The organism is Finegoldia sp. (assembly GCF_046991905.1).
Classification (GTDB): Bacteria; Bacillota; Clostridia; order Tissierellales; family Peptoniphilaceae; genus Finegoldia.
Window position 1 is genome coordinate 1 of record NZ_JBKWZF010000036.1, and the last position, 13177, is coordinate 13177.

Annotated in this window: 20 protein-coding genes; all 20 read left to right on the plus strand. The window is 36.5% G+C overall.

All coding sequences use genetic code 11. From position 1 onward, the window contains the following. The coding region (locus ACLUJM_RS10345) for a DNA cytosine methyltransferase (protein WP_412412778.1) at positions 1-467 on the plus strand (467 nt) is incomplete at its 5' end. Between the two features lie 21 nt (positions 468-488). Then, complete coding sequence (locus ACLUJM_RS10350; RefSeq protein ID WP_217780939.1) at positions 489-1997, plus strand: hypothetical protein; 1509 nt, start codon at positions 489-491, stop codon at positions 1995-1997. A gap of 115 nt (positions 1998-2112) precedes the next feature. Continuing rightward, positions 2113-2259, plus strand: a complete 147-nt coding sequence (locus tag ACLUJM_RS10355; protein ID WP_216881009.1) for a hypothetical protein — start codon at positions 2113-2115, stop codon at positions 2257-2259. Further along, positions 2256-2657, plus strand: a complete 402-nt coding sequence (locus ACLUJM_RS10360) for a hypothetical protein (protein WP_216881006.1) — start codon at positions 2256-2258, stop codon at positions 2655-2657. The genes ACLUJM_RS10355 and ACLUJM_RS10360 overlap by 4 nt, the downstream gene beginning before the upstream one ends. A gap of 4 nt (positions 2658-2661) precedes the next feature. After that, positions 2662-2994 (plus strand): hypothetical protein, encoded by a 333-nt coding sequence (locus tag ACLUJM_RS10365; RefSeq protein WP_216881003.1) that lies wholly within the window; start codon positions 2662-2664, stop codon positions 2992-2994. An 83-nt stretch (positions 2995-3077) separates the two neighbouring features. Then, entirely contained in the window at positions 3078-3242 is a 165-nt protein-coding gene (locus tag ACLUJM_RS10370) for a hypothetical protein (RefSeq protein WP_216881000.1), read from the plus strand. Positions 3243-3307: 65 nt separating this feature from the next. Beyond that, positions 3308-3574 carry a DUF3850 domain-containing protein gene (locus ACLUJM_RS10375; RefSeq protein WP_216880997.1) on the plus strand — a complete coding sequence of 89 codons (267 nt, stop codon included), beginning with the start codon at positions 3308-3310 and terminating at the stop codon, positions 3572-3574. 19 nt (positions 3575-3593) lie between these two features. After that, complete coding sequence (locus tag ACLUJM_RS10380; RefSeq protein WP_128577744.1) at positions 3594-3914, plus strand: hypothetical protein; 321 nt, start codon at positions 3594-3596, stop codon at positions 3912-3914. A 79-nt stretch (positions 3915-3993) separates the two neighbouring features. After that, positions 3994-4116, plus strand: coding sequence for a hypothetical protein (locus tag ACLUJM_RS10385; RefSeq protein ID WP_412412779.1), 123 nt, complete (start codon positions 3994-3996; stop codon positions 4114-4116). Next, positions 4104-6317: a hypothetical protein gene (locus ACLUJM_RS10390; RefSeq protein ID WP_216880994.1), complete on the plus strand. Its 2214-nt coding sequence runs from the start codon at positions 4104-4106 to the stop codon at positions 6315-6317. The genes ACLUJM_RS10385 and ACLUJM_RS10390 overlap by 13 nt, the downstream gene beginning before the upstream one ends. A gap of 145 nt (positions 6318-6462) precedes the next feature. Next, complete coding sequence (locus ACLUJM_RS10395) at positions 6463-6756, plus strand: hypothetical protein (protein WP_247230331.1); 294 nt, start codon at positions 6463-6465, stop codon at positions 6754-6756. After that, complete coding sequence (locus tag ACLUJM_RS10400) at positions 6747-7376, plus strand: hypothetical protein (protein WP_054344098.1); 630 nt, start codon at positions 6747-6749, stop codon at positions 7374-7376. The genes ACLUJM_RS10395 and ACLUJM_RS10400 overlap by 10 nt, the downstream gene beginning before the upstream one ends. A gap of 11 nt (positions 7377-7387) precedes the next feature. Beyond that, positions 7388-9244 (plus strand): helicase HerA domain-containing protein, encoded by a 1857-nt coding sequence (locus tag ACLUJM_RS10405; protein ID WP_412412780.1) that lies wholly within the window; start codon positions 7388-7390, stop codon positions 9242-9244. After that, entirely contained in the window at positions 9244-10248 is a 1005-nt protein-coding gene (locus tag ACLUJM_RS10410) for a M23 family metallopeptidase (protein ID WP_216880988.1), read from the plus strand. Before ACLUJM_RS10405 ends, ACLUJM_RS10410 begins: the two co-directional genes overlap by 1 nt. Beyond that, entirely contained in the window at positions 10245-10805 is a 561-nt protein-coding gene (locus ACLUJM_RS10415; protein WP_054344101.1) for a hypothetical protein, read from the plus strand. Before ACLUJM_RS10410 ends, ACLUJM_RS10415 begins: the two co-directional genes overlap by 4 nt. Next, entirely contained in the window at positions 10747-11511 is a 765-nt protein-coding gene (locus ACLUJM_RS10420; RefSeq protein WP_412412781.1) for a hypothetical protein, read from the plus strand. Before ACLUJM_RS10415 ends, ACLUJM_RS10420 begins: the two co-directional genes overlap by 59 nt. 39 nt (positions 11512-11550) lie before the next feature. Further along, complete coding sequence (locus ACLUJM_RS10425) at positions 11551-12036, plus strand: hypothetical protein (RefSeq protein ID WP_412412782.1); 486 nt, start codon at positions 11551-11553, stop codon at positions 12034-12036. 53 nt (positions 12037-12089) lie between these two features. Further along, complete coding sequence (locus ACLUJM_RS10430; RefSeq protein WP_412412783.1) at positions 12090-12272, plus strand: hypothetical protein; 183 nt, start codon at positions 12090-12092, stop codon at positions 12270-12272. Positions 12273-12295: 23 nt separating this feature from the next. Next, entirely contained in the window at positions 12296-12685 is a 390-nt protein-coding gene (locus ACLUJM_RS10435) for a hypothetical protein (protein ID WP_412412784.1), read from the plus strand. A 128-nt stretch (positions 12686-12813) separates the two neighbouring features. Next, the coding region (locus tag ACLUJM_RS10440) for a hypothetical protein (protein WP_412412785.1) at positions 12814-13177 on the plus strand (364 nt) is incomplete at its 3' end.

Below are 13177 nucleotides of genomic sequence, written 5' to 3' on the forward strand. Positions count from 1 at the left end.
CAGAGCCTCGAACACTTGAAAAGGATATCCGTCATTATCTGGATTATGGTACAAGCTTTGAAAAAAATGCATTATCGGAAAATGAGAAAACATTGTTCTTCTGGAAAGAAGGTAAGCTCTGTGTAAAAGAAGCTACGAAGCTCGGATATAAGGTCGTGGAGGAATTTGACACAGTGAATGTAGAGTTTCCGAATAGCAAGACACGCAGAGGTCGTGTGGGTAAAAAGGTATGTCCAACATTAACGACACATCCACGCATTGCTGTTTATTATCATGGTAAATTACGGATGCTGACAGCGCTTGAACATTGGCGGCTGATGGGATTCGATGATGCAGATTACTGGCGAATAGCTGAAAATGGATTGACAGATATTCAAATATCAGCCCTTGCAGGAAACAGTATCTGTGTGCCTGTTATGGAAGCGATTTTCAAAAATCTGCCAATGATTCAGGAATATTTAAAGTAATTAGAAAAGGAGGTTATGCTGATGGAGAAAAAGAAAAGAAAGAATAAGATATCATTCAAGCTACTGCAAAAAGAAGTGGAAAGCTATGGATATAAATATTCGTTTAAGTCATTTATGATTCACATGTTAATGGCGGTCTTGTTTGTTGTAGGAGTATCTGTAGTATGTAAACTGGCACTCCCCTATATTGTCGTATTGATTATCGTGACATTGATTCTTATGCCGTTTATCATATTGGCACAATTCAGACATTTACATCATTTAGATAGATTTGAAATGGTGGTGGAATACTTGAATAACCTACTGCCAGTATTTAAGCAAACGCCGAAGATTTTATATGCTATGGAAACGGTGCTACCGATGTTGCATGGAGATATGAAAGAGTGTGTTGAAAAAGCTGTTGAGTATATCAAAACGAATACAGAGGATACTGATTTATATGTAAATGCATTTAAGATCATTGAAACTGAATTTCAAAATACACGTATCCGTACTTTGCATCAGTTAATGCTGACCATTGAAAATCAAAATTCTGTGAATTATCTGGAAACGATCGACAATGTGAATACAGATATTCAGGCGTGGATATCAAGAACATATGAGTATGAACTTGAATTAAAACGAAAGAAAACCAGACTGATGCTATTATCTGTACTTACACTTTTTATGAGTATGCTGTTCGTATTCGTATATAGTACAAGTGAAATGTTGATGGGATTTACAGATATGATTGGGTATCAGATCTTAACAGCTATCTTTATAACAGGAATCATGTTTGTAATCTGTATGTTCCAGATAAAACTTAATGGTGCATGGCTTGTCGATGATTATAGTCATAAAGGATTGAAGCAAACTATGAAATCATTGGAATATGTAAGAAAGCACGATAATAAGGTGCCTATTGCAATTATAGTATTCTCATTTATGTTAATGATTGCGGGTGGATATCTGATATATATAAGTCAGTTGATACCTGGCTTTGGCTTGTTTGGCTTCGGAATGTTATTATTGAATTTTAAGAAAGTGAAATACAAAGCACATAAAGATAGAGTAACAAAGGCTGTGAAAATCGAATTCCCTGTCTGGCTTCGTGAAATCGCATTGAACCTGCAAAGCTATACAGTGATCAATGCAATAGAAAACAGTATAGAGAATTGTGCGGACGTGATGAAACCGTACCTTACTGAATTTTTGAGTAAGGTTCAGGAAAACCCTACGGACATTGAACCTTACGATAAATTCTTCAACGGCATAGATTATCCTGATGCTGTTACTGCAATGAAGATGCTGTATAGCTTACAGGGCTTGAAAGAATCGGAAATGAATAAGCAGATCAATTCCCTAATCACTCGTAATCAGGATTTACTTGCAAAATCTGAAAAGCTGAGAAATTCTGATACTTTAAGCGGTGTAGAAGCTCTGGGATTTGTACCTGTAATACTGTTTATGATGATGCTCATGGGTAGTATGTTCCTGATGTTTGCCTATATGATGAATTACCTTAATTCTGCCATGTCTGCGGGTATGTGATTATGAAAGAAATATTGGCTGAATTCGGTGAAGTGATCATTGAAATCATTATGTTTGTTATCTTAATGACTGTGTTATTTGACATCTTAATAATAATGATGGAGTTGATTTAATTATGAAACAGATATTTGCTGAATATGGTGTAATGACACTGGAAATCGTAGGTGGTGTTATTGGGATGTATCTTTTATTCACAACTTTCATAGGTGTAGAAAGCCCAATTTCAGCGTTTGTTACCTTGGTATTGGAGGGGCTGTTATGAAGCAGATATATATGGAATTTGGTCTGTTTATCGTAACAGTGATTTCAGGTATAGTGGGTTTGTATATGGTTATGAGTGTGTTAGATCATCAAATGATAGTAGAAAACTCTGTAGTATCCGCGGATATGATCGTGATAGGTGTAAGTACAGATTATGAGCCGCCAAACGTTAAGGAAATGGATTTTAAGGTAGAAAACGCAATCTTAAAGAAAGGCAGTGTATTCAAATGGCAGGAATACGTAAGCGTACAGGCAAGCGATGGTACTGATTTGACAAAATATGTAGTAATGGAGGGTACGGTAGATACTTCGGTGTTAGGTAAACATAAAGTAAATTATATTTTGCACTGGAATGGAAAAACGATCGGAAAATCAACTACATTCTACGTGGAGGAATAAAAGTATGAGAAATTTGTTTGATAACTTAATAAGCATTACTGGTCTGTTGATCATGATATTTGTATGCAGTGTATTTGCTTTGTCAGAGATACAGTTAATGACTGCAAGACATTTGCATACATCCATCATCAATCAGGTACAGAGCAGTTATTATGCTGTGTCAACGGCAGAGATAAACAGAGCAGTTCAGGAAAAGTTTCCGGAATGGAGTGTAGAAACACAAACACTTAATTCTGTTGCTGACAGACAGGACAAACTTGTGAAGCTGCATTACACGGTAAAGATTCCGTTATTCAATATCACCAAAAATGGTGAAATAAGCGGTTTTGCAAGATAACGAATGAGGTTATGCTTTATCCTTTAAAAGGCACAAGCGGAAAAATATATCCGCTTTTTTTCATTGTATGGAGGTAAAAAGAAATGAAAGTAATTTTTGAAGAGTACGGCTTATTGATCTTAGGTGCATTAGCAATCGTGGTTCTGGTATTTTTGATCTATCTGTTCCGTGATCCTATCGGAAGTGCAGTACAGGGACTTATTTCACAATTCAGTAATAACGTGCACATTCCATCTTTTGGCTCTTAAACAGCTGTAAGGCCACGCAATAATTACTATTTCGTGGCCTTTACTAATATCGAAAGGATGATGGAATGAAAACACATGATTTGAAAATAACACAGGAGTATTTTCTTGCGAAGTTACAAGGGATAAAGCCTTTTGAGGTACGTATAAATGATCGTGAATATGAAATAGGTGATATCCTTGTGCTGCATGAATTAAATGAAGATATGGAGTGTACAGGTAGAACGATCACGCAATCTGTAAACTATAAATTTGAAAACCCTGATTATTTACAGAAAGGATATGTGATCCTATCAGGTGAAATAATCGCGATTGAATTTTCGAAAGTATTTTGAAAATGGAAAGGAAAAAAACATGATTGAATATTTAAAAAAGCGTAAAAGTACATTGCTCAAAAAGCTGATGTTTGCTTATGTCACTGGTCTTTCTTTTATGTCAACAATGACGATCGGTCATGCTCAGGTCGGCGAATTGGTCCAGGCACCAACGAATAAGATCGGTTCGGAATTGGATACGATGATGTTGCCCGCTGCTGTTTTGCTCATTGCTATTTGTGGTGTATTGTTGATATTTCAAAAGAAAAAAGTTGCGGGCGCAGTATTTGTTGTGGGAGCTATTGGTATCTTTATCGTGAAAAATCGTAATACGATCGGCTCATTCGTAAAAGGCTTATAAAGATTGGCCATAAACAGCTAGTCTTTTAAAATAACGGTCATGAACCGTTGTTTTAAAAGGTTAGGAGGATAAAGGAAACATGAAAGAAAAGATATTTTATTGTATGCTGTTTATGGTACTGATTGCACTTGTCATTTGGGTGCTGTCACAAGGATATAGACCCCATGCGGTGATTGCAGGAGGTATAAGATGCAGTTTATAAAAACACATAAGGTATCAGCGATCATAATATGTAGTCTGATATCTTTTTTATTTCTTGGATGTATCATATATGGAGCAGATTATGATATCACGGATGTGCCAAAGGAAGTATACAAAGTTATGGAAAAAAGCAGTCTATCGTTTGGTGATATGTTTGTAGGTATCTTACGATCCATAGGATACTTTATTTACAAGTTTCTTGGTATGCTGTTGGATTTGGCGAATGATGGATTTACAACACTTGCAAATTGGGATATTTTTGAATTGAAACCAGTCAAAAATGTTAGTGTAAACATGAAACAGATACTGTATGTGTTGATACCCTTAGCGATTGCAGTGATTGCAATACTGAATGTTTTGAAGTTAAAAAGTCCATTGGAATTTTTTTATAATATAGTCATGACTGCTATTTGTATGTCTATATTTCTAACAGTGATGGGATGGGGATTTGAATTAAAGACAGCGTTACTCGGAGAGATTGATGTGATAGTCGGAAAAGATGCAAGTGATACGCTATCAGAATCCATGTATAAGAAAAATACAATAGATATACAGAAATCTATCGAAGAAAAGAAAGTGTTTAGATTATCTGATTATAAAACTTTTGATCTTGACGGCTTTGACCAAAGCCAAACGATAAGCAGTGATGTATTGAATACAAAATATGTGAATAAAGGGAATGGTCTGGAAACAAAAAAGTTATCAAATGGCATTGCAGGATTTGGTGATGAAAGATGGTATGCATATTTCACAGATTACTATGCTTTGAATTTTACATTGCTCGTGACATTCATAATAAATCTGCTTGCAATGTTCAAACTGGGATTTTTGATCGCAGAATGGCTAAAAATCAAGATAACAGGTGTACTGTTTATGATACGTGGTTATGCTGATTTAAAATACGTAGGAAAGATATACGCATCAGGAGGTAACAATCTGTTAGCTACGTGTATATTGTATTTCAGCATGATGTTTTATACAGTGATATCTCAGGCGCTTATTCAGAATACTACGTTTGATAACTGGCTGTTGACTGTGATTGTCTTGTTTGCTCTTGGTATGGGTCTTATTATAGGTGATAGCTACTTTAATGATGCCCTCGGTGTTGATGATGGAAGTAAATTTATGATGAAATCTTTATTTGCAGGGCAAAGGTTCTGGCGCATGGGTAAAGGTATAGCAAGAGGAGCAGGTGCACTGGTATCCAATGGTGCAAATATGATCGGTACAGGTGTTGAAAAACTTACAGATGGTGTATCAGCATTAGGTAACAAAGCAAGTGACATGATAGATGCATCAAGTGACCGCAGGAATGCCGAATACAATGAAATGTTTGCTAATGAAATGAAAGATTTTACGGATAATTATGATCCGAATGATGTTACGAAGCTCTTAGGTAATGATGATACAAGTGATGGACGATTGCATCCTGTAGAAAATGCGAAGTTTGTTGGTGATGAAGATGGAAATATATCTGTTAAATCAAATAGACCGGAACAGTTTTATGCGCGTCAGAGAGAACAGCAGGAAGCAAATAAACTGAATCAGAAACCGGATCATATGGAAGAATTTAAAAAGGATTTGGAAAAAGAACAGGAACATCCATCAAATGAGCATACAGAGAATGTTTCCAATCACTCAAAAAATGATAAAGGTATGAGTGGAATAAAAGATGCTATTATCGGAAATAATAATACTGTAAATGGTTATACAGGTGGCAATGTGATTGGTGATAATAATGTGATCAATGGCGAATTATATGAACATGGAGAGGATTATGAACCTGATCATGATTCTGGATTATTTAATGAATCATTTGATGAAACATTGAATAATGTATTTAATCAGGCAGAAAAGTCAGGAAGTTATAAAATGGAATTTGAAGGTAAATCAGCTACTATACCAATGGATGTAGCAAATGAAATAAATGATGTTTATACTTTTGGCGATGTTCTGGAAAAGTATAATAGAGATAATAGCTATACTCGCCGTGATGTCGCTGAAATGTACGGACAGTTTAGCAATGCAAAAACTCAATATGCAGAAATGAGGAATAGTGTTGATGAATTTGCAGATATTTTAAAAGATCTTGAAGATTTACCGGATATTGATTTATCAGCTGAAGCACAGAAATTCAGTGCTGAACGGCAGGAAGAACACCGTAAGAAATATAAGTCATATGGGAACAGGAGGAAAAAGTAAATGCCATTTGTAAATAAACCAAAATGTAAAATGTGTAGACTATATACACATGAACATATTAACCGTTACTGGGTAAAATGTGATAAACAGTGTAAATTTTATACAAACACTTTTAGATATAAAGTAAAAAGAGAGGATTTCGAACATGGCGCTCATACCAAAAGATAGCAAAACTAATGGGATGCAGGATAATGGCATCGGACTGGAAATAGCAATTATAATATTTCTGGTTTACATGATATTTGATACATTCTTAGGTAAGTATATATCGTCAAGTTTGAACTGGGTATTCGGCATACTCGTTGTATTTGTGATTGGATATATGATCATACCGAATAATAAAAACAAAGGTAAGAACGGTTATCAGAGGATAGCCGTTTTTATTAAGTTTGAAATCAATAAATTTTTGGAATGGAGGTCGAAACACGTATGGAAATAAAAAAGCTTCGGAACAAGACAAACGAAGAAAATGAATATCTGCCAGTAAAACAAAGATTGTGGATCGTGTTCAGGGATTTCAAGGCAATATGGAAATACAAAGCATCTGTATTTCGTAAAGCTGAAAATAAACATCGTGATTATTTGAAAAAGCAGTCTGTGGATAACAGTGGTGTGATCAATTATCAGGATAAGTATTTTGTGACCCGTGGTGAAAAACGGTATAAAATCTTCAAACTGCATTTTAAAGAGCCGAATGGGATGGAAAAAGAAACTGATATCTTTAACAAAAAAGGTCTGACACAGATTCAGGATATCTTGACAGAAGATTATGCAATCCTGTTTCCACAGGAAAGTAAATATAACTTACAGGATAACATTGATTTCTATGAAAATATTCTAAGCAGAGAAACTTCTCCATCTCGTAGAAGAACCATAGAAGAAAATCTGAAACTTATGAAGTTTTACAATGAAGTAAAGTATGTGACCATCGTCATGATGATACAGGAATCAGATATCAACAAATTTATAAAAACAGCCGAACAGATCATGAACGTACATGAATGTGATTATGATGAATCTATGCATCTTCTGGAAATGCTGAATAATGAAATCATTTAAGGAGGTAAGCTATGCGAGAACAGATAAGGAAAATAAAGATAGACCATACAAACTATGAAATGCTGAAAAAGATTTGCGCACATGGTAATCTATCTTTTCACGAGAATTATTTTTTAAACGGGAACAAGTATTTTACCTGTTTACAGATATTTGATTTTCCGGAAGAAAGCTATATGGGATTCGTTAATCAGTTAATCGGAAATAAAAATGTATTTGTCAAGGTGGATGTATCATCTGTTAATCAAATGGACTATGATGTACGTATCGAACGTGCAATCAAAAAGCAGGACGGTGATCTGGATGAAACCAAGAAATATACAAAGGCACGGAAAGCAAGTAAGAACAAGAATCAGCTTTTACAGTTTGATAGTTATATAGATAAATCGAAAGAAACTGTAAAAATGATGACATTGCGTGTTTATGTATTTGGCAATACAAAAGAAGAATTGGACGAAAATCTATTATTCGTGGAGAATCAGCTTAGCAGGATGAAGATGCGGGGATATGTGCAGCTTAATGATATGGATTCCGATTATAAAGCGCTGACTTCTTTTGATAACCCTGTAAAGAAGATGGTTGCTTCCTCCACCGTGAGCGATATGATGATGCGTTCTGAAATAAATCATATTGACAAGAATTGCGTACTGATCGGAAGAACAGGAAACGGTCTGCTTGCTCCTAATCCATTTTTATTTGATTATACGAGTTACGGTAAAGTGTTTATGTCTAAAACAGGTGGCGGTAAGTCTGCACTTGTAAAACGTATGATCGAGGGTATGGAGGTACGTGGTAATCATATTCAATATATTTTTGATATTCACAATGAGTACCGTGATTATTGTCGGATGCTGAATATTCCGATTGCATCCATAAATGAAAACACGTATGTTAATTTCCTGCAAATGTTTTATACGGAAAGTTCAAACGGTGTCATAAACAAGCTGGATATAACAAATAAATTGGATAGCGTTGTGACTACCTTTGTATCATTTAAAAAATTAGATGCTAAAGCTGATAAAACAGTGATCATGCAGTTTAAACGCAGTATCAGAAATTTTTATGATGAATACCTTGGAAAGAATATCAATGATTTAAAAAATGAGGATTGGTTCGTGCTCTCCGATGTATACGAAAAACTAAAGGATGATATCAAGGGAGAGCTATTCAGAGGTATAGAACAATCTGATATTTATGTGTTGGAATTATGCATGGAAACCATGATAAAAGATTATGGTATGCTTTTCAATGAACAAACAAATATTGAATTTGATCTTACCAGAAGCTTATGTTTTGACTTTTCATTCTTACAAAACAATAGTGATAAGATCGTAAAGGCAAGTTACATGGAAATGTTTTTAAATTATGTAAGTTATGGCTTTTATCTCAATAAGATACACAATGAGAATGTGATGAAAGAAAAAGGTATCAAGATATATCAGTTGAGCGAACCGTTATATACCTGTGATTGCCTTGTTGATGAGTTTATGGAATGTGCAGTATCTCGCTCATTCTTGGAACGTTGCCGTTCTCTGGTAGTCTATGCACGTAAAGCTTTCAGTGGATTCAGTTATGTTATTCATGCTACAAAAGACTTTGAAAAAGGGATGCGTTATAATGGTGACCTTTTAACAGAATTGTTTGAATTGTCAGTGCATAAGTATATCGGTGAGGTTGGAGGGTCTTCCCTTTCAGCACTTGGCGAATTGATTCCATCCTTAACAGATAATGACCTGTTGAAAATCAGTAGGCAGAAAAAGAACACAGACGGTTCCCGTGAGTTTATGGCAATATTGAATGACAATATAAAGATACCGTTTACCAGTCTGGTGACACCATTTCAGCGTAGTTATTATGGTGGTGGTGCGTAATGAAAAAGATTCTTCTGCTATCATTGCTCGTCCCTATACTTATATTCATATGTATATTTGGACTACTACAGCAGATTGGTAACATATTCGCAAATGAAGATTCTCAGACAACGGTGGTAAAAACTTGCAAGTATGACTGGCAAACGAAGTTTGAGGATGAAGAAATAGAGAAGATGCGTAAAACTGCAGAACAGTATCTAATAGATAAAAAGTATGTAAATGCCGTTCTTGGCATCTATAGTATGGATAAAAAGCAGGATGTGGCAGAGATAGGAAAGAAGATCAACAAGCTTATTGAATATGCCATGGAAAAGAAAATGGACTATGATGTAATGACCTATATACAAGCATACAAGTTTACAGCTGATTATTTTGATTACTTAAGAAACAATAACATGGAGCATTCAGTGGCTACAGCGAAGACCTATCAGGAATTAGATAGGAATAAAGATAAATACAAGGAAAATGATTATCAGTTTGCACAGCTTGCTCTGGTATCCATGTCTGCTGATTGCCAGATGGGACAAGGTGGCTTACCTCTTGATAAAAACACATATTCCGTTACAAGTGGCTTCCCCTATCGTTCAGATGGCTCATTTCATGCGGGGCTGGATTTAGGTGTGAAATATGGATCAAGAACATATGCAATAGAAGATGGTGAGGTAATGATTGCAGGAACTGGATGCCCTCCTGATGGTGGATATTTTGGTAATCAATGCGGTATGGATGATATGTACGGTGCAGGAAATTACGTGTTGTATAAAGTGCAGAAAGGCATGGACACCATATATATATTACAGTGCCATTTATCAGAGGTCAGGGTGAAAAAAGGTGAAAAGATCACACAGGGTCAGCTGATCGGTCTGTCAGGTAACAGCGGAAACAGCTCAGGTGCTCATTTACATTTAGAGATACACAAGAATGTCGTTGCTATAGGTGCAGACAAAAATCTGGTAAATCCATGTGAATATATCAAAGGACTTTGTGAGGTGAAGAAGGAATGATAAAACAAGGAAATATGTTTCAGAACGATATCACAGAACTTACAGCAATAGAGCGATGTGAACTGGAAATGAAACGTAGAAATGAAGTGTTGTCTTATCTTGGTATACCACAGGAAGAGAATAAGCGTAAGAAAAAGCTTAGGCCTGTGCCGATTACAAAGGATAAATATGTGCGTACTTACAGCGGTATCTTTCAGGCTGACTATATTATGGATAGATTCGTGATCGTAAGAAATCTGAAAACTGGTTATGCACTCAATGTTACATATCATCAAATAATAAATGTAGCCGCTGAACCGTATGACCTGTTACGGGAAAACGATCTGATCAATGTTAAAGTAGGCTGTGTGATTCGTGAATGTGAGATATACAAGGTTTTTTATACAAAGGATAAGCGTATAAAGTTTTTGGTCATGGATACGGCTGACGGCGAAGTAACTACGATAGATAAAGCAGATATATACAGCATTAAATATATAATGACCAAGGAGAGGAACAATGAAGAAACTGAAACTGAATGTGAACAGCAAGTATATTGTGCTGAGAGACGGCTATAACAAGCCTTTGATCATAGGGAGCATCATAGCAATAGCTTTTACGATAATACTTGCCACAAGCAAATTATGGATGCCTGATGATAGAGAGATCATGAGTTATGACAGTACAGTAATGACCTTTTCCATGCGGGAAATAACGAAGCCTGAAAGGGTCATTTACGATAAAGAAAAAGGCATTTTGGAAATGGAGCTGACAGAAAGCCATTTATCAGATGATAAAAAATTTGATGTGAATTATTACTGTACATCCCCTGATTATAACAGGAAATTACCTATTGAGATCATTAAGGGCGATTTATCAAAATCCGGAGATAGTCAGGTGATAGAAAATCGTAAGGTATTACTACAGATACGAGTGCCTGAGGATTGGTGGTACATCACTGTAAATGTAGAGCAGAAAGATAATATCACGATACCGTTTAATATTGATTACAGGAGTGTACAGGCATCTGTGATTGAATATAAAGGCAAAGACTTTTTAACCTCCTTAGACAGTCAGAAAAGCGATCTGACAAAGAAAAAGAAGGGACAGGAAGTAAAACACGAAGAACTGCAAAAGCTTACAGAAGAAATAAAACAGTTGAATACTGCCCTGTCAAAAGCAAAGGGAGATGAAAAGAAAAAGCTTACTGCTGATCTGGTTAAGAAAAAAGAAAACGCTGAAAAACTGCAAAAAGAATATGACCTACAGCAAAAGGATATATAGGCAGTAGAAACGCTTTTAAAGAAGTATGGAGGGTGATGTATGTATAAACGTGTAACAATGTTTTCAGTGCCAAACTGGGTGTACTGGATGGTGCACATACCGTCAATGGGCATTCGCTATCCTATCTACAAGCTTTTGCATAAGGATTTCAATACTTATAAGGAACAACTGCGTATCGTCAACGAGTTGCGCTGTGCCTGTGAGAATTACGGTGACAAGGACAAAGATGGTAACTGGAACATAAAGGCATGGTATAAGAGTAGTCCTCGCTCCATTGCTGTGAAAGTACGTTTTATGAAAAAAGCTACGGATAATGTGTATGATAACTATCGCAAGCAGATAGAAAACTATACGTATAGTACCACTCCATACGCATTCCGTGACGGTTGTGGGGTCTTTAACATCATACTGGACTTCCCACCTATCATGCAGTTTAAAGCGAGCAGGACGAGTGTATCCGTAGGTACAGACTATCAGGGGATATTTAACTGGGACTACTCTAAACATCCCCATGCCCTCATATAGGTGAAACTGGACAAGGGAAAACAACTTTTGTATATTACCTGATCAATGGTTTATTGAGTGCCAGTGTATCCGTATGGATGATCGACGGTAAATGCATTGATTACAACCAGTATACAAAGGCATTTAGTAATTACCTGCCCTACACAGGGGCAAACTATGAAACTGTTCTTGACACCATCAAAAGGTTTAAAACAGCTATGCAGGAACGTATCATGGAAATGCGAAAAAAACCATAAATAATTACAAACAGGATAAAAATATGAATCCTGTTTTTTTGATAGTGGACGAATATCAGGTGATTGCGGGAGCATTGGATAAAAAACAAAGAACAGCACTATCAGAGGAAATAGGTACGATAGTACGGCTAGGTCGTGCCGCTGGATATATCTTGGTGATCACGATGCAGACCGCCCACAGTGACTACATCCCTACAGCTGTACGTGATAACTTTGAGTTTAAACTCGTCATGGGGACAGCATCTAAAACAGCATATCAAATGATTTTCGATGATACCGATATCAAGGGGCTTACTGTAGGCAAAGGACGGTTAAAGCTGGGTAACGATTACCATGTGCTTTCTATTCCCCTGTGCGACGGTATCGAAAGTGCGTACTTAAGTACAGCTGATCCAGGTAGTACCACGGTGTAGTTAGCATAGCGACGCTGTGCCCTCAGGCAAAAGCGGAGCGTTCGCTATGCACGGCGAAGCCGTGCTACTTCCCTTGTCAAAGATATAGCGAACTTTAGTCGGAAAATGAAGATGGAGGAGAACACGACATGATAAAAGAATTTAGCCACAAGATAATCGCATCTGGTGATGAAACAGAAGTCTATGAGTACGAAGAAAGACAACGCAAGAAATTGGGAACAGACGATAAACCAGTTGCATCTGATGATTTTGAGACTGAACCGCAGGAACAGGATTTAAAATCAGAGGATGTCACGTTGACAGATGAGAGTGATGGAGGTCGCAGGATGTCGGATATCGCAAAGATAAAGCAAAAAATCAGACGGCTTGTAAATGCCAATGTGGGACAGTGGCCGCACAAAGATAAATTCTTGACGCTGACCTTTGCGGACAAAGAAGACGGTACAGAGTGGACGCGGGACGATTTGGTTCTGGCATTTAGGCGCTTTAAAG